The organism is Candidatus Formimonas warabiya, from assembly GCF_002777255.1.
In the GTDB taxonomy this organism is placed as follows: domain Bacteria; phylum Bacillota; class Dehalobacteriia; order Dehalobacteriales; family Dehalobacteriaceae; genus Formimonas; species Formimonas warabiya.
Window position 1 is genome coordinate 2,550,719 of the sequence record NZ_CP017634.1, and the last position, 17,049, is coordinate 2,567,767.

General features: G+C 48.7%; 14 protein-coding genes and 1 other annotated feature. Of the genes, 4 read left to right on the forward strand and 10 right to left on the reverse strand.

Annotated features, from left to right (window positions below; genetic code table 11):
• Window positions 1-53 precede the first annotated feature (53 nt).
• Complete coding sequence (locus DCMF_RS29215) at window positions 54-206, forward strand: hypothetical protein (RefSeq protein WP_214659286.1); 153 nt, start codon at window positions 54-56, stop codon at window positions 204-206.
• Here DCMF_RS29215 and DCMF_RS11830 read toward each other — a convergent pair.
• Window positions 198-527: a phage holin family protein gene (locus DCMF_RS11830; RefSeq protein ID WP_148134619.1), complete on the reverse strand. Its 330-nt coding sequence runs from the start codon at window positions 525-527 to the stop codon at window positions 198-200. The two genes, DCMF_RS29215 and DCMF_RS11830, sit on opposite strands and share 9 nt — an antisense overlap.
• Window positions 528-744: 217 nt before the next feature.
• Between DCMF_RS11830 and rpsT the strand changes: the two genes are divergently transcribed.
• Both rpsT and DCMF_RS11840 read left to right on the forward strand, forming a co-directional pair.
• Entirely contained in the window at window positions 745-1,014 is a 270-nt protein-coding gene (gene rpsT / locus DCMF_RS11835; protein ID WP_148134620.1) for a 30S ribosomal protein S20, read from the forward strand.
• A 209-nt stretch (window positions 1,015-1,223) separates the two neighbouring features.
• The gene (locus DCMF_RS11840; RefSeq protein WP_214659287.1) at window positions 1,224-3,833 is read left to right on the forward strand and encodes a diguanylate cyclase; all 2,610 of its coding nucleotides are present in this window, start codon (window positions 1,224-1,226) and stop codon (window positions 3,831-3,833) included.
• A gap of 368 nt (window positions 3,834-4,201) precedes the next feature.
• On the opposite strand, the gene holA is transcribed toward DCMF_RS11840, so the two are convergent.
• The 5 genes from holA to DCMF_RS11865 form a co-directional block, all read right to left on the reverse strand.
• The gene (holA, locus tag DCMF_RS11845) at window positions 4,202-5,230 is read right to left on the reverse strand and encodes a DNA polymerase III subunit delta (RefSeq protein WP_148134622.1); all 1,029 of its coding nucleotides are present in this window, start codon (window positions 5,228-5,230) and stop codon (window positions 4,202-4,204) included.
• An 89-nt stretch (window positions 5,231-5,319) separates the two neighbouring features.
• Window positions 5,320-7,629 carry a DNA internalization-related competence protein ComEC/Rec2 gene (locus DCMF_RS11850; protein WP_148134623.1) on the reverse strand — a complete coding sequence of 770 codons (2,310 nt, stop codon included), beginning with the start codon at window positions 7,627-7,629 and terminating at the stop codon, window positions 5,320-5,322.
• Between the two features lie 12 nt (window positions 7,630-7,641).
• Window positions 7,642-8,268, reverse strand: coding sequence for a helix-hairpin-helix domain-containing protein (locus DCMF_RS11855; RefSeq protein WP_148134624.1), 627 nt, complete (start codon window positions 8,266-8,268; stop codon window positions 7,642-7,644).
• A gap of 71 nt (window positions 8,269-8,339) precedes the next feature.
• On the reverse strand, window positions 8,340-10,823 hold the full coding sequence (leuS, locus tag DCMF_RS11860) for a leucine--tRNA ligase (RefSeq protein ID WP_148134625.1): 2,484 nt from the start codon (window positions 10,821-10,823) through the stop codon (window positions 8,340-8,342).
• A 51-nt stretch (window positions 10,824-10,874) separates the two neighbouring features.
• Window positions 10,875-11,093 (reverse strand) — a binding site (T-box leader).
• Window positions 11,094-11,181: 88 nt separating this feature from the next.
• A complete protein-coding gene (locus DCMF_RS11865; RefSeq protein ID WP_148137864.1) occupies window positions 11,182-12,330 on the reverse strand; it encodes an MGDG synthase family glycosyltransferase in 1,149 nt (382 codons plus the stop codon).
• Between the two features lie 265 nt (window positions 12,331-12,595).
• Between DCMF_RS11865 and DCMF_RS11870 the strand changes: the two genes are divergently transcribed.
• Entirely contained in the window at window positions 12,596-13,843 is a 1,248-nt protein-coding gene (locus tag DCMF_RS11870) for an MFS transporter (RefSeq protein WP_236860255.1), read from the forward strand.
• Between the two features lie 110 nt (window positions 13,844-13,953).
• On the opposite strand, the gene DCMF_RS11875 is transcribed toward DCMF_RS11870, so the two are convergent.
• Genes DCMF_RS11875 through DCMF_RS11890 form a run of 4 tightly spaced genes read right to left on the reverse strand, consistent with a single transcriptional unit; the run spans window position 13,954 to window position 17,047 of the window.
• Complete coding sequence (locus DCMF_RS11875; protein WP_148134626.1) at window positions 13,954-14,166, reverse strand: hypothetical protein; 213 nt, start codon at window positions 14,164-14,166, stop codon at window positions 13,954-13,956.
• On the reverse strand, window positions 14,163-14,759 hold the full coding sequence (locus DCMF_RS11880; RefSeq protein WP_214659288.1) for an RDD family protein: 597 nt from the start codon (window positions 14,757-14,759) through the stop codon (window positions 14,163-14,165). The genes DCMF_RS11875 and DCMF_RS11880 overlap by 4 nt, the downstream gene beginning before the upstream one ends.
• Entirely contained in the window at window positions 14,710-15,729 is a 1,020-nt protein-coding gene (locus DCMF_RS11885; RefSeq protein WP_148134628.1) for a stage II sporulation protein M, read from the reverse strand. The genes DCMF_RS11880 and DCMF_RS11885 overlap by 50 nt, the downstream gene beginning before the upstream one ends.
• Window positions 15,730-15,739: 10 nt before the next feature.
• Window positions 15,740-17,047 carry a DUF58 domain-containing protein gene (locus tag DCMF_RS11890; protein ID WP_148134629.1) on the reverse strand — a complete coding sequence of 436 codons (1,308 nt, stop codon included), beginning with the start codon at window positions 17,045-17,047 and terminating at the stop codon, window positions 15,740-15,742.
• Window positions 17,048-17,049: the final 2 nt, after the last annotated feature.

A 17,049-nucleotide genomic window follows, 5' to 3' on the forward strand; every position in this document is an offset into this window, starting at 1 on the left:
TTGTCCGCCCCCTTTTAACGCATAATAAAAAATATGCACAAGCAGGATCGGATATGCTTAAAAAGGCAAAGGGCTTTCGGGATCCGGGTACCGGGATTCGGGATAAGACCAAGGGGAAAAAAGGAGCCCGCAAAGCAGAAGAGCGCAACCGTGGTTGCACTCTTCCAGATGAAAACAATTCACTTTTATGGGGCAGTTTACCTTAAAGCAGTGGGAACAAAAGCGTCGACGATCCCAATGACTAAGGCGGCCAGCAGCGACCCAATCAGGCTCACAGAAAGGTAATGGGGAATAATGAATTGGGATAAATAGATCACTACTGCTGCTGCGATAAAGCCCACTATTCCCCGCCCGTAAGGAGAAATGTTTTTACCCATCAGCCTTTCCGCAATATAGCCGAGTACTGCAATCACAACTGCAGCAATAAGGGCCCCGATAAAACCATTTACGGAAATTCCGGGTAAAAGCCAGCTAATCACCATCAACACTAAAGCGGAAACAATAAACCTTACGATTAGACCGAGCAATTTCTGTCATCTCCTTTTCTAAATAATAGATTCCTTAAAATAGAATAACCGTAAAATATGAAAATATTCACCCGAGTGATCAGGTTATTTTTCAGGTGTCCTTGCTTTTTTTTAACATACGTGGTAGAATATATCCTGTTTGAGATATCCTTGATTTGTCTTTATTATTTTTCATTTTTATATTTGTGAAAGCTTTATCTAAGGAGGTGACATCGTCATGCCGAATATTAAGTCTGCAGAAAAACGTGTGCAAATTGCCGAAGCCCGCAGAGTAAAAAATGCTGCCATAAAATCTACGGTGAAAACTGCGGTGAAAAAATTTACGGAAACTATTCCTTCCGGTGATAAAGAAAAAGCACAACAGCTTTTGGTGAATGCCATCAAGAATCTTGACAAGGCTGCTGGCAAAGGGATTTATCATAAAAACGCTGTAGCCAGGAAAAAATCAAAGCTTCAAAAAGCTTTTAACCAGGCAAACCAGGCGTAAAAATAACTTTACTTATCCGCTCAATATCAAGAAGTACATCAGGCAGAACACGACACCACTTTCAGGCCAAACCCTGAAAGTGGTGTTTTCGTAAAAAGATTAAACTGATGCATCTTCAGCTATCTGGAATTTCTCCAAATATCCCTTATACTTTAATCCATTGATACCTTTTTATGCTCTGCCTAATTACCGGGAGGAGTGAAAACGAAATGCCGGAGGTAGAAAACAAGTTTGTCACAGATATGGAATTAAAAGCAGGCATCAACGGCTTGTTTTTTTGGGCAAACCCCGCAGGGCAGGTTTTTTTCGGCAAAGACATCCTGAGCCATAAAATTAGCGATGTGATTGATACGGAATATTTAAGCATCAACTTTGGTTACCAGATCGATATGGAGGAAATCTTGTCTGACATCCTTCAAGGACGAAAGGATTTTTTTCAATTCAGGACCAAAACCCGAAGGTATGACGGCCAGTTTCTGCTTTTGCACTGGCAGTTGAGGCCGATCCGGTTTGAAGGTATTATTACCGGAATATCTTTTTTGGTACAAAATTTTTCCCAGGAGAGTACCTTTCCCGGTGCCGGTAATGATCATGGATTGGATCAAAATGGGGGAAACAGGGAAACCGACGACCGGGTGAAATGGCTGCAAACCCAGCTGCAGGAATCCCGGGAAGCTCTAACTAAGGCCAGCGAAAACCTGAACGCGAGCAACGAAAGATTAGAGTTGGCCCTGTTTTGTGCGGATGAAAGCTTGTGGGATTGGGAAATACAAACAGGCAATTTGCATGTTCATAATCAGCTGCCCGCTATGCTGGGCTACGATTTTTCCGGCACAATGCCCTTCAGCTTTTGGGAGGAATTGCTGCATCCGGATGACCGTCAGCGCGTATTGGAAGATGTGGCGGCCAATGTGGAGGGCCGTACGCCCTATTATGAAACGGAATACCGGCTGAGGACCAAAAAGGGGGATTGGATCTGGATTCAGGCCAAGGGAAAAGTCGTGGCCTGGGACAAGGAAGGCAGGGCGGTACGGTCCCTGGGAGTGCACCGGGACATTACGGAAAAGAAACGCCACCAAAAAGAGCAGGATGCCATTTTTAATGCCATTTCTGAAGTAGTGATGTATTTAGATTTAGACGGAAAGATACTTTGGGCCAATAAGGCTGCCGCTCAATCCCGGAATCTCCATATCAATGAAATTGTGGGTAAAGACTGCTGCTGGGTATGGCAGAATCATAGAAAACGAAAGAACACCTGCCCTGCCCTAAAATGCATCCAAACGGGAAAGAGTGTCAGTTCCGAAACCGCAGATGACCAGGGTAGAACATGGCTGAATAAAACTTATCCTTTACAGGATGAAAACGGGCATAATTATGCCGTTGTCCTGATCTCCCGGGATGTTACGGAACAAAAAAATTACCAGGAAAGAATTAAAGCCAGCGAAAAGAGCTATCGGCATCTTTTCGAAAAAAGCCCCATCGGTTTAATGAAGTGTGACAAGATGGGCAACATTACGGAAATCAACCGGTCTTTTTTGGATGTGCTCCAATGTCCTACAAAAAAACAGGTGTTAAAAATCAATCTTCTGGCGCATCCCCAGGAGCAGTTTTTCAACATCCGGGACCATTTAAAAATTGTATTGGAGACCGGACAATCTATGGAAGAAGAGATGGAATTTTCCTCCTTTTTAAACAAAAAAACCTGGGTTTATTACAAGATCGACCCGGTAAAAAATGAGAAAGGTCAAGTAACTGAGGCGATCATTGCCTGCCAGGACATTACCGACCGCAAAAAGTCCGAACTGGAAATACGCTTTCTTACCTTTCATGATTGCCTGACCGGCCTATATAACAGGACTTTTTATGAAGAAGAAAAAAGCAGGCTGGATGTGCCCCGGAACCTTCCCATCAGCGTTATTTCCGGTGATCTGAACGGTTTAAAACTGGTGAATGATGCTTTTGGCCATCAAAAAGGGGATGAACTGCTCATGAAAGCAGCCCAGGTTTTAAAGAAATCAAGCCGGGGGGATGACATGATTGCCCGGGTGGGGGGAGATGAGTTTGTGCTGGTACTGCCCCACACCAGCTACGAGGAGTCCCAAAAGATTTGCCAAAGAATCAGGAAGGCAAGCAAAGAAATGACTTATGATCCTATTGAGGTGAGTATTTCTTTGGGAACGGCCACCAAGGAAACACAAAATGAAGGCATTGATAAAGTAATTTCCCAGGCTGAAGAAATGATGTATCGCACGAAACTGCTGGAAAGTAAACATATTCATCAAGAAATTATTTCCGCTCTGGAGAAGAAGCTTCTCAAATATACCCATGAAAATCAGCCTCATATCGATCGATTGGTGGGGTTGTCTATTGATTTAGGAAAAAGAGTGGGGTTGGATGCGCAAGAGCTGGACCGGCTGAGGCTTGCGGCCCGATATCATGATATCGGCAAGGCGGCGATTCCTTTGAGCATTCTCAATAAGAAAGAAGGCTTAACAAAGGAAGAATGGCACTTAATGAAACAGCATAGCGAGATCGGTTACCGTATTGCCGTGAATTCCAAAATTTTTTCCGCTCTTGCCGAAGAAATTCTCACCCATCATGAAAAATGGGACGGTACGGGATATCCTACCAACCTGAAAGGGCAAAAGATCCCCTTGATATCCCGCATCATTGCTATTGCCGATGCTTATTGCGCCATGGTGGAGGGGAGACCGTACAGAGAACCTTTTTCCCCTGCCCAGGCACGTGAGGAAATCAGGAAATATGCCGGCATGCAATTTGATCCCGAACTGGTAAAAATTTTCCGGGATCTCTTTTGAAAAAAGTCCGAAGGGCTTTCCGGGATCCGGGTACCCGGTTACCGGGTACCTGGAAAAACCAATTAAAGTAAAATTGCTTCTTACTGATACCCATAATGAACCCTTCAGACCAAGTGGGAAGCAGAACGCAACAAGGATGATGAAAAAGTTATTTAAGTTCTATTACTATAAGCTCTAGCAAAAAATAAGAGCTTGTTCAGAAACCGGCTAAGGTCAGGGGACACACCCCAATGCATGAGAAATAATTGTGCGGGGAATGTCCCCAACTATTCTAGGCGCAACAAGCATTTGCAGCGAAGGCGTACCGGGCGTACGTCGAGCAAGAATGCACGGTTGTAACAACGTAGATGGGCGTTTATCAACAAGCTCTAATATTTTGCACACATTTTTAAAATAGCGGTCTCCAAAAGGGCCAGGGGTTCCCCTTTTCCCGTCTTGATCGCTACATCCGCATCCAGTAGATGGGCCAGTCCTTTCACCAGCTCATCAGGATAGAAGTTTTGGCTTTGCTGCATCCCTTTCTTAACCACATAAGGATGCAGCCCTAACTCGTCGGCCATGCGGGCTTCTCCCAGACCCTTTCTGCTTAAGACCTGAATTTGGAGCAAGATTCTGATCTGTCTGGCCAAGAGAGACAGTACTTTCATCTCCGGCTCCCCTGTTCTGACCAGCTCGCGCAGTTGGAAAACAGCAGAAGATGCTTCTCTCCTGCTCATGGCATCGATCAGGTTAAAAACACTTAAGGTACTGCTTTGACCGAGGGTTTGCATCACATCCCGGAGGGTGACTTCCCCGGCCGGTCCTACAAAAAGAGCCGCCTTTTCAATCTCATGTTCCAGTGTGGAAAGATTGTTTCCCCCTGCCACCGCCAAATAATCCAAAACCGGTTTTAAAGCTTTTTTCCCTTTCTCCTGAAAACGTTTTTCGATCCATCTATTTAATTCCTGCCCCTTGAGAGGAGCAAACTCCATCACCTGACCCACTTTTTTAATTAATTTGACCATTTTTCTTTTCGCGTCCACTTTTTCCCCGGCTACCAGCACCAGACAGGTTGAAGGGGACGGGTTGTCCAAGTAGGTTAATAAAGGGTCTAATTCCTGATCTTTGCTCTCTTCTCCGCCTCCTTTTGCCGTCGTAAACCAGGGGGCCCCCGTTACCACCACCAGCCTTTTCTCGGCAAAAACCGGCAGCACATTAGCGGAAGCGGCCACCTGAGCAGGTGAAACGACCGCCCCGTCCAATTTTTCATAGTTAAAATCTCCGATCCCTTCCGCCACCAGGAAATGGGTTAATTTCTCCAAAGCCTCTTTGATCAGAAGCGTTTCCGGCCCATAAAAAAGATAAACTAGGGAGAGTACCCCTCTTTTAATATCATGAAAAATCGGTAATTGTTCCATCAATCTTCCTCTTCTTCCCTATTTAGCTGCTTAAATTGTCCCAATTTATCCGGTCCTTGTCAAGTAACTTGACAAAGAAAGGGGTTTTGTCAGCCATCTTTGAATGTCTGAACCCGGATCTCTTTTCCATCGGTGGAAAAAGTGACGGCCCCATGCAGATCCGTACGGAAAAGGGGGATCTCCCGCTCCTCCCAATATTCGACTACCTCAGGACCCGGATGGCCAAAAGAATTTTTTCCCACACAGACCACAACCATGCGGGGAGAAACCTGTTCATAAAAAGAAGGCAAGAAACTGTTTTTACTGCCGTGATGGGGCAGTTTCAGCACATCTGCCTTTAAATCAAGGCCGCTGTCCAGCAAAGAAGTTAAACAGGCTATTTCCGCATCCCCTGTCAATAAAAAAGAAACATGGCCATAGGATAATTTTAGGACCAAACAATTATTGTTGGTATCCGCATCCGTTCCCGTAAAGGGCTGTCCGGGACTGCATACATATAGTTTAATCCCCCGGTCCAAAAAGATCTCTTGTCCCCGGGTCACCGGAACCGCCGGAACGTTTTTTCTCTCCGCCAGTTCTAAGAGAGGCTGAAGCTCGGGAGATGCTACAAAGGGCCGGGCAAAAACAAACTTGTCCACTTTTAATTCATCCAGGGTGGGGAAAAGGCCCAACATATGGTCCTCATCCGGATGTGTGAGCAGGACCAGATCCAATCGCTCCAGTCCCAGGCTTTTCAGGTAAGGAACAACAATTCTTTCCCCCACCTGGGAACCGGAGGCGTTAGGCTTTCCCCCGCCGTCAATGAGGCAGGTACGCCCGGAAGGGCTCTGGAGAAAAATACAATCCCCCTGCCCTACGTCGACAAAGGTCACATTGAGCCGGCCATTCCCGGAAACCGGCAGGGCCAGAAAGACGATGAAAATGCCCAGGGCGGCAGCCTGATAAAACTTGCCCCGTTTGATCTTACTTAAATAGGGCAGGCAGAATAGGATCCCATAAAAGACACATAGCCAAAACAAATTGGGGGTTTTCACGGTGTGATAGGACCCGGGAAGGTCTGAGATCACTTTGGCCGCCCGCCAGATTCCTTCCACAAGAATCCCCGCCCCGTAAGCAGGCAGGACAGCTAAAGGAACACTGATGATACTCAGAACAAGGGAAAAGAGCCCCAAAAGCACCACCACACCGACCAGACCGGAAGCAAGAATACTCACTATCACCCCGGCCACAGTCAATACATTAAAATAATAGGCGATAAGAGGCATTAACGCCAACTGGGCAGAGACAGCGGCCGCCAGTGCGTCCCACCAGACGCCGCCCTTTTGAGGAAACCAGTCTCTTACGGCAGGCATCAGATATACCACGCCCCCGGCCGCGATAAAAGAAAGCTGAAATCCGGCGTCAAAAAGCATCTGGGGATGAACGATTAATAAAGGCAAGGCAGCAAAAGCCAAGGCGGTATAAAAATCCTTTTTCTCGCCCAGGGAATAGGCAAGCAGCCCCATCACAGCCATGGCACCGGACCTTAAAACGGAGGGGGTAAATTCCGACAAAGCGGCATAAAATACCACGGCAAAAAGTACTAAGAACAGCCTGTTCCATTTATTCAGCTTAAACAGTTGGGCCAGAAGGAGGGTAAACAGCACCACGTATCCCACATGGACGCCGGATACTGCAAAGGCATCCATTAATCCTGTTTGAGAGAGGACATTCCGCTCCTCGAAAGAGAGGGTTCCTTTTTCGCCAAAGAGCATGCCCCCGATAAAGGCGCTTTGTTGGGGCGGGAGATTCCCCAGCACCCGTGCCATCTTTTCTTTCAGTCCAAATACCAGGGCTAAGAAAGCATGGCCCCGGTTCTCCCCCGTGGGAGTAATGGAACCGCCGTACAGGGTGCTCACGGTTGCCTCAATACCGTGTCTTTTCAAGTAGGCCGGATAATCAAACTGATGGGGGTTGGAGGGGGGCGTCGTATCCAGTACTTCTCCGGAAATGTGCAAAACGTCACCATAACGCACCTTTTCTCCGGCCGCGCAAAGCACCTGGATCTTTCCCTTGGTTCGGGGGGCACCGGCCCCTTGAAATACCTGAAAGGAAAATATTTTTCCCCCTGCCGTAGGGCTGGGCTCCCCGGCCGCCATGCCCAGGGCCTGGATCCGCTCTCCCGGGGTGAAAGGGATGTCCTGAAGCGCCAGGTAATGGACTTGCCCCCATAAAATCCCCACACAGCAGGAGAAAATAACCAGAAATCTCAGTTCCTGAGCGCGGCATAAAATATACCCGGAAAAAACAAGGGCGCCCAATGCCAAAGCAAAAGCTGCCCCTACCGGAATATGAAAAAAATTTCCCGCCCCAATCCCCAGGGCAAACCCTAACGTGTGCCAAAGAAGGACTCTTTTCATGGCACTCCTTTCTTAGATCGTAATCCGGTCCTTCAGTTTCTCGAAGGTAGCTGCGCCAATCCCGGAAACATTCTGGATATCCTCCAGGGAGGTAAAATAGCCGTTTTCTTCCCGGTATTGAATGATGGCCTCGGCTTTTGCGGGGCCGATGCCGGGCAAGGCGTCCAGCTCAGCGGCACCGGCCGTATTGATGTTGATCAGCTGGCCGGCTTCCCCATTTGAGGAAGAAGAGACACTGCTTCCCGTTTGAAGCCCGCTTTCTCCTGCCCCTGTCCCCCCTTGAGCAGGAACGATGACCTGTTCCTGATCCTTGAGCTTTTTCGCCAGGTTAATCCTGTTCAAATCGGCTTCCGGCAGGGGCAAGGCCAAATTTACGGCATCAATCACCCTGCTCCCTTCTTTCAGGTTAAAGACCCCGGGATTTTGTACCGCTCCCGAGACATATACCACCACTTCCGCCGGTTCCGCAGCCTTTTCTTCCTGGCCCCCTGGCAGATTTTCCCCGGGAGCCGGGGTGATCTCTACGGCCGGCGAGGCTGTCCGTTCCAGATATTTTCCATAAGTGACACCGGCTCCAAAGAAGAGTGCGATCATCAGGCCAAAAACAATGAAATGTTCTTTCTTTAGTTGCCCCAACATCAAAAACAGCCCTCCTCAGTATAGGTATTATTACTATACGTCGGAAAGCTGTCGAATTCCTGCCTAATTTGTTATTTTATAACAATATTTACAAGTTTATTGGGAACTGTCACCACTTTGACAATGGTTTTTCCCGTGGTCCATTGGGCCAGCTTTTCGCTGGCTAAAATCACCTCTTTCAAGGATTCCCCGTCCAAACCGGCCGCCACATCCAGCCTGTCCCGGATTTTCCCGTTCACCTGGACCACAATATTCACGGTATCCTGCTTTAGGGCTTCCTCTTCATAGGCGGGCCAGGATTCTTGATGAATGCTTCCCGTCTTTCCGGCTAAATGCCACAATTCTTCCGCAATGTGCGGAGCAAGAGGCGCCAGCATCAAGAGCAGTTTTTCCACCGCTTCCTTGATCACCGCAGGATTTCCCCCCTGCTCCCCCGTTTTATCCCTATAATTATACATGGCATTGACCATCTCCATGATGGCGCTGATCGCTGTATTGAAATTAAAGCGGATGGCGATGTCTTCAGTCACCTTTTTCGTGGTTTGATGAACCACCCTGCGGAAATCCCGGTCCGCCTGGCTGAGAGACCCGGTATCCATGGGCCCTTCCGCCTTTTGCACCACGTCCAGATAGGAAACCACCGCCCGCCAGACCCGGTTCAAAAAGCGGTAACATCCTTCCACCGCCGAATCATTCCATTCCAGATCCCGTTCCGGAGGCGCCGCAAACAGGATGAACATGCGGGCCGTATCCGCCCCATACTGGTGAATAATATCCTCCGGGCTGACCACATTTCCTTTTGATTTCGACATCTTACTGCCGTCTTTCAGGACCATGCCCTGGGTAAGGAGGTTTTCAAAAGGCTCCTCGACGGAAACCAACCCTAAGTCAAACAATACTTTGGTAAAGAAGCGGGCATACATCAGGTGCAGAATGGCATGCTCCACGCCGCCAATATACTGGTCCACATTCATCCAGTAATCTACCTTGTCCTTGGCAAAAGCCTGCTCACTGTTCTTGGGGTCACAGTACCGGAGAAAATACCAGGAAGAACAAACGAAAGTGTCCATGGTGTCCATTTCCCGGGTCGCCTTACCTCCGCACCGGGGACAGGTAGCTTCGCGAAAGGTGGGGCTGGTTTTCAGGGGAGACTCTCCGCTCGGCTTAAATTCTACATCCGTGGGCAGGATTACCGGCAGCTGGTCATCGGCCACCGGCTGCATACCGCATTTCTCACAGTAGACAATGGGGATCGGTGCGCCCCAATAGCGCTGGCGGGAAATCAGCCAGTCCCGCAGCCGATAGTTAATCACCCTTTTCCCCAGTCCCTGATGCTCCATAAAATCAGCGATCCCTTCCATGGCAGCTTCATTGGACATGCCGTCAAATTCCCGGGAATTGACCATGATGCCGGGTTCTTCATAGGCGTAGGTCAAGTCTTCCTTCTGCTCTTCCCCGGCGGGTTGAATCACCACTTTGATGGGCAAGCCGTATTTTTTGGCAAAATCAAAGTCCCGCTGGTCATGGGCCGGTACCCCCATCACAGCTCCGGTGCCATAATCCATAATCACATAATTTGTAATCCAGATGGGGATCTCTTCACCGGTCATGGGGTTGACGGCATAGGCGCCGGTAAACAGGCCTTCCTTTTCCAACTCGTTGGAGGTGCGGTCAATATTGCTCAACTGCTGGACCTTGCGGATAAAGGCTTTGACATCAGCCTCGTAGGCCGTTCCCGCAGTCAGCTTTTCCACCATCGGATGTTCCGGCGCCAGCACCATATAGGTGACGCCGAAAATGGTATCGTGCCGGGTGGTAAACACGGGCAAAGGCTCTCCGGTAGCTGCCGCTTTAAACCGGACTTCGACCCCTTCACTGCGCCCGATCCAGTTTTTCTGCATAATTTTTACTTTTTCCGGCCAGCCAGGCAGCTTTTCCAGATCGTCCAGCAAACGCTGGGCATAGTCGGTAATCTTAAAGAACCATTGCTCCAGATCCTTTTTTGCCACCACAGTGCCGCAGCGTTCACAGGCACCCTCTACTACCTGTTCGTTGGCCAGCACCGTAGCACAGGAGGGGCACCAGTTTACCGCCGCCTTCTTTTTGTAGGCCAGTCCGTTTTTATATAATTGAAGGAAGAGCCACTGGGTCCATTTGTAGTAATCAGGCAGGCAGGTAGTGGCTTCCCTTTCCCAATCATAGCTGATGCCCATGGACTTTAACTGCCGTTTCATATTGGCGATATTGTCTTTTGTCCATACCGAGGGGTGAATTCCTCTTTGAATGGCCGCATTTTCTGCCGGGAGTCCAAAGGAATCCCAGCCCATGGGGTGCAAAACATTATATCCCTGCATCGTCTTAAACCGGGCCACCACATCACCGATAGAATAATTGCGCACATGGCCCATGTGCAGGTTACCGGAAGGATAAGGAAACATCTCTAAACAATAGTATTCCGGGCGGTCAGAACTTTCCGTGACCCGGTAGATTCCTGCTTCTTCCCAAGCGTCCTGCCACTTTGGCTCCAGGGTCTTAAAATCATACTTTACATCCATATTAACCAATCCTCTCCTTCAGGTTCAGTGAAAAATAAAAAAACTCCCGCCCTTTGGGACGAGAGGATCTCCCGCGGTACCACCCACCTTGATAAGGTAAACAATCATCATTATCCGCTTCATATCTGTAACGGGCTTACCCGATGTGGATTACTCCATTCACCCACACAGCTCATGGACGAGTTCAACCGGGAAAAGGTTATTGCCTTGCACCGGCCGGCAACTCTCTAAAATCCTCCGCGGTCTACTGCTTCCATTCATTGCTCCTGTATGTTCAATTAGCCAAATTATATAAAAAATTTTGGGGGCTGTCAACAAAATGCGCCCAGCGGAATAAAATACTGCCCATGCATGGAATTCAACCCGTCTTTTTTTCTGCGATGGGAGAAATTAATTGCATCATGAATGCAACCGCTCTTTCTGCAGCGAATCCGGGTATGGCATGCGCTGCTGCCTCGCGCATTTTTCTCAATTCATCAGGCTTTTCTACAAGCGTTTTCACCAGGTCTACCAGCGCTTCATGACTGTCAACAATGCGCCCGGCTCCCATTCGGTTAATGAAAACAGCGTTTTGTTCCTCTTGCCCGGGGATGGGTTTAAAGATAATTAAAGGCAACTGCTTGGTCAGAGCCTCTGAAACAATCAACCCCCCGGCTTTGGTGATGATAATATCCGATGCCGCCATTAATTCCTCCACATTGTTTACATAGCCAAAACGCAGCACGGGATGGCGGGTTTGCTCCATCAAATCGTCCAGGGACTTAAACAGCCGTTGATTTTGACCACAGACAACGATAAACTGCAGCGGGATGGTGGTCTGCATCAGGGCGGCGCATACCTTTTTAATCCCGCTCAGAACCCCGTATGCGCCCCCCATCACCAGGATGGTGGGACGGTCCGGAAGCAGTCCCAAACGGGCGGCAATTTCCGACCGATTCAAACTACGTTCAAACTTGAGGCTGACCGGAATTCCGGTCACTTTAACCCGGCGGGGATCAACGCCTCTGGCCACCAGCTCTTCATAAACACCCTGACAGCCCACAATGTATAAATCCACTCCTTGATGGATCCACTGGCTGTGTACGGCATAATCCGTAACCACTGTCACCAGGGGAATATCCAGCACCCGGCTTAATCTTAGGCGGGCCAGAACGCCCGCTACGGTAGGATACGTACATACAATAAGATCGGGTTGAAAAGAACGAATGTATTTTAGAAAGCCTCTCTGCCCCAGTTTATTTAAGGAGCGCTGAAATAGGGAATCCGGATTCATTTTAGAAGTACGGGAATAAAATTTCCCCCACAGCCTGGGGGCATGCTTGATCATTTCCAAGTAAATGCCTTTCAGCATGGTATTAAATGTTTTACTCAGAAGTTGTCCACAGTCCAAATGAGTGATTTCGGCCGTGGGATACTCTTTCATCATTGCTTCGATAACGGCCTCGGCGGCTCGAAAATGTCCCGCACCGAATGTTGCCGAAAAAACCAGTATACGAAGGTTTCTCACCATGTTTTCCTCCTTTGTCCATCCTCAAGTGAATGCATTCCCTTCTCATCTTATTTTATGACATATGAGGCCATTTAACCAGCCCTGAATATCACAGGGCAAACCACGGCCTGCCGCCGGCGTCAAAAAAATCATCTCCCTTTACAGGCATACACTTATGATTATTTTTATTCTATTGAAGAAAGATGAAAAGAAAAACAAAGATTGTGTTAAAATTAATTTATGTTTTTGTAAGTACTTTTCTGCTCACTATGGGGGTGATGCTTTGAACAACAACAGTCAATTAGCGGGACAAGAAAATCTCACAGAAATGAAAGAAACTAAAATCATGGGTATGCCGGGAAACATTTTTTTTACCGGCCTGACAAGTTTTTTCACCGATACCTCAACCAAAATGGTCTATCCCGTTTTACCGGTTTTTTTGACTTCGGTCTTGGGAACTTCTATTACTTCCGTGTCCATTATCGAAGGAGTAGCAGAAAGCACGGCCAGTATACTCAAGGCCCTGTCCGGGTGGTGCTCGGACCGGCTGGGAAGAAATAAGTCTCTCATGATAACGGGGTACCTGATCACCGCAGTGATTACACCCTTCTTTGCTTTCGTGAGCGGTTGGTACCAGGTATTGGCTTTGAGATTTCTCGAGCGGATGGGCAAAGGTGTGCGCACTGCCCCCAGGGATAGCATTATTGCCGCCTCAGGAGGGAAAAAAAACCACGGAAAAAACTTCGGTTTTCATAAAGCCATGGATAATAGCGGGGCTATCATCGGCCCTCTTCTCGCCTACCTGATTTTAGAATTTTCCGTGCAGGGAAATGGCACCCCGACAGCCCATGACTATCGGCTTTTGTTTATTCTGGCAGCTATTCCGGCCTTTCTGGGCGTGTTAACCATCTGTCTCTTTGTCAAAGAAGCAAAAGGCAAAACCACCTGCCCGGACAGAATCAAATGGGATAGTTTTCGGAAAGATTACTATATCTTTCTTCTCATTGTCTTTATCTTCTCGCTGGGAAACTCCACAGATACCCTTTTACTTTTAAGATCCCAAAATATCGGCATCCCCGAGGCATCTGTCCCCTTGCTGTATTTGATTTTCAACACATGCTCCGTCTTATTCGTCATCCCCATGGGTGCGCTATCCGATAGAATCGGCAGGGAAAAAATCATTATCCTGGGATACCTGGTATACAGCCTGGTATACTTAGGCTTCGCCTGCGCAAACAGTAAAATCACCGTGGTCATGTTATTTGCCCTGTACGGCCTATATAGCGCCTCTGTGGACGGGGTCCAGAAAGCTTTGGTCGCCGACCTGATCGATAAACAGCACCGGGGTACCGGACTCGGCCTCTATAACGCCATTATCGGCATCACCCTCCTCCCGGCCAGTATCATCGGCGGAGTGCTGTGGAGCACGATCAATATTTCCGCTCCTTTCTTGTTTGGGATGTTTACAGCACTTTTAGCCTCTGTGATGCTGGTATTCTTCTACAGAAAACGGAGAACTTTACCTTGTTGAAAGCATAAGCGTCCATGTATTTGGTGCATGACAAAGCCGGCCAGGATCTATCCCAACCCGGGCCGGCTCTCTGAGCAAACTAGCAAATTATTTTCGGGAAGCCTTCTGCCTTAATCGTCCCTATTTTTTTCACCCATTTCACCATAAGCTTGGAGGAGACCGGGCAAAAACTGCTGCCATTCCCCTCGCTGCTCTTCCGGAACTCCTAAGCGGTCGCCAATTTTTTTACTGAGTTCCTTCCCCAAGGCTTCCGCTCTTTTCGGACCCACATTTTTTTGGCGGACCAAAAACTGTTGCATCAGCTCCACTTCTTCAAATTTCAACCTCTTTGAAGGTCCAACAGGCTTTCCACATCCCCACGACCATTCAATTCTGCCGGTAGGGCGGGAGACAAATGATGGATATCCATTTTTTGTTCCCTGATCACCACTGTCCCGGCGAGCAGATCACCCAAACGCTGATTCTTGGAAGAAAAAAAGACCAGCGTACCACCTAAAAGATAATTAGCGGGCAGACTATCCACTAAACGAAGAATGTTTCTGATCATGACTGCCATCACGGTAACCCCTTGGCCATTCTCCATCACCACACGAATCTTGCTCCACCGTTTACCGGGCGTCTGCCCGTTCCAGACCAGTTCAAAAAGGGCCCCATATCCGGCTAAAAAGAGTACCGTAAAGATGAGAAAAAGGGCCACTGTCCAGCCCGTAGCGGCCTCCTCCAAAGAGGCTAACCTGTCCCCCAGCGCAAAAAAAACCACCCCTAGAATACCCACGATGATCATGACCATAGCTTTAATCAGACTGTCCAGAATGCTGGCCAAAGCCCTGGACCCCAAACCGGCCAGTTCCAAAGAAATACTGACTTTATCTGGATTGATAATCTTCAGACGCTCTTCTATTTCTACCTGCATCATCTGTGCTCCTTTTTTCAGGATCATGCCGTCCCTGGTGAAAATAGATGACCAGCCCCAGTAAGGTTAGGACGGAAAAAGCTAGTTTTCCCACCGGTGGGAGGGGCAGAGGGGTAAAAAAACCTTCAATCGCCGCGGTGGCAATAAATAAAGGCACCACACCGGCCAAAAGGAGAAAAGCCTGTTTCCCCTTTATTTTTAAAGCCTCCACCCGGGCCAGATCCCCGGGCCGGACCACGGCTCCGGCCACCAGCAGGCCCCCGGCACCGGCCAGAATAATCGCCGTTAATTCCATGACGCCGTGAGGAAGAATTAAGGACCAAAAAATCGTCCCTTGCTGATATTCGGTAAAAAGGGCGGCTAAGACGCCGATGATCAGCCCGTTATACAAAAGCAGGAAAACCGTACCGATGCCAAATAGAATCCCCAAAGCAAAAGCCAGGGCCGCAACCTTGATGTTGTTGATCATGATCACACTGGACATCAAGGGTTTTTCTCCCGGGGCCAGAAGGTTCCTGGGCTGATCATTTTTCACCCCTTCCGCAACCGTTTGAATATCCATAGGGAGAATTTCCCTGCACAAGGAAAGATCTATTTGGTAGAGAAGGATGCCGAAAATAAAGCCAATGAGCAGAAAGGCTGCCGATGCTGCGATCCAAATCCGGTTCTCCCGAAAAAGCCGGGGAAACCCCTGCCGGAAAAAACGCCAGACGCTTCTTGCCTCTACCCCCCGTTTGCCATACAACTTTGCCTGGGCTTGGGTGACCAGGTTATTAAGATAAATCACCAATTTTGACTGGGGAAACCAGGCCTGGGCCTGGGCCAAATGGGACACCGCCCGGCGATAAAGGGGGGCCACATCCCGCAATTCCTCTTTGGTGAGGCTTTTTTCCTTTTTTCCCAACTTGGTTAAAATTTTTTCCAGCCGTTCCCATTCTGACCGGTGCTCGCTGACAAACTGTTCGGAATTCATCCCTTCACCTCTAAAGCCGCATCTGTCCCTTTAAGTCCAGATATTTATTCACTGCTGCCGCTGTCAATTTCTCCGGAGTTTCATCTACCACTACAACACCTACAGCCCTAAGCGCGGCAACGGCTTTTTCCCGGGCTCCCATTAATTCCACAGCCACTGCCTTTTCATAGACGTCCCGGGGTTCGGCGGGAAATACCCGGGCCTTTTCCCCCAGTCCTTGATCCCTGAGGCTGAGACAGAGCACCAGGTGCTTTCGGGCCAGCCGGGAAAGGTTCTGCACCAGTTCTCGGGAAACTTCCGGGTCTACCAGATCGGTAAAAAGACAGATCAAACTCCTTTTTTTCTGTCCCAGCAAAAATTGCTTCCATAGTTCCCGGTAATTTGCCTCTACCAATTCCGCCTGAAGCTGGTACATTCCATCCAATAATACCTGAAACTGCTTTTCTCCCTTTTGGGCCCGGACAAAACAGAGCATGCGGTCGGAAAAACCGACCATGCCCACCTGCTCTCCCCTCTGGAGAGCCACATAGGCCAACACCGCTCCGGCATTCACCGCATAGTCCAGTTTGGACAGTCTTCCCATCGTCTCTGTCATCATGCGCCCGGCATCAAAGAGAAAATACACCGGCTGGCTGCGATCCTCCCGGAACTCATTGGTCATGAAACGACCCATCCGGGCTGTGGCATGCCAATTAATTTTCCTGAACTCATCGCCGGTCTCATACTCCCGGATGCCATAGAACTCGGTGCCTGTAAGCAAATGCCGCTGCCGAAGCTGTTCCTTTTGCCAGGAACCATTTTTTATTTTTAACAAATGCTCTTCTCCCGAGAGCAAACTGGGATAGACCTTCACCTTTTCATTGGCAGGAGAATAATGGGCCTGACGGTAAAAAAGGCCCAGCGGGCTGCTGTAGCGGATGTTCACCCGGCCAAAAGAAAACTTTCCCCGCTTATAAGGCATTAAAGAATAGGTTACTTGGGTAGACCTGCGGGGAAACAGAACAGCAGGGACCGGCTTGCGCTCTCCCGTCAGTTCCAAGGGAAAATCGTCTTTTATTTTTATCTTTAACTGATGAGAGGAGTGGTTCTCAAAAAGCAAGGTAATCCATGTTTCTTGGCCGATGGGAAAGCGGTCCGGATATTCCCGTTCCACCAGGATTTGTTTCGGGGACGCCATCATACGCCGATCCAGAAGAAACAGTCCTGTCACTGCCCCCCCATAGATGATCCAGGCCGGAAAAAACCAGGCTTCCGAACCGAAAATCAGAATAAACAGTCCCCCAAATATAACAGCCAGCCCCCGTGGTGACAGCATCATTT

Excerpts from the sequence above, each read along its gene's own strand:
- DCMF_RS11885 (WP_148134628.1), bottom strand. The coding sequence starts at position 15,729 with ATGAATTCCGAACAGTTTGTCAGCGAGCACCGGTCAGAATGGGAACGG.
- DCMF_RS11880 (WP_214659288.1), bottom strand. The coding sequence starts at position 14,759 with ATGATGCAGGTAGAAATAGAAGAGCGTCTGAAGATTATCAATCCAGAT.
- DCMF_RS11855 (WP_148134624.1), bottom strand. The coding sequence starts at position 8,268 with ATGTTGGGGCAACTAAAGAAAGAACATTTCATTGTTTTTGGCCTGATG.
- DCMF_RS11850 (WP_148134623.1), bottom strand. The coding sequence starts at position 7,629 with ATGAAAAGAGTCCTTCTTTGGCACACGTTAGGGTTTGCCCTGGGGATT.
- leuS (WP_148134625.1), bottom strand. The coding sequence starts at position 10,823 with ATGGATGTAAAGTATGATTTTAAGACCCTGGAGCCAAAGTGGCAGGAC.
- DCMF_RS11840 (WP_214659287.1), top strand. The coding sequence starts at position 1,224 with ATGCCGGAGGTAGAAAACAAGTTTGTCACAGATATGGAATTAAAAGCA.
- DCMF_RS11890 (WP_148134629.1), bottom strand. The coding sequence starts at position 17,047 with ATGATGCTGTCACCACGGGGGCTGGCTGTTATATTTGGGGGACTGTTT.
- rpsT (WP_148134620.1), top strand. The coding sequence starts at position 745 with ATGCCGAATATTAAGTCTGCAGAAAAACGTGTGCAAATTGCCGAAGCC.
- DCMF_RS29215 (WP_214659286.1), top strand. The coding sequence starts at position 54 with ATGCTTAAAAAGGCAAAGGGCTTTCGGGATCCGGGTACCGGGATTCGG.
- holA (WP_148134622.1), bottom strand. The coding sequence starts at position 5,230 with ATGGAACAATTACCGATTTTTCATGATATTAAAAGAGGGGTACTCTCC.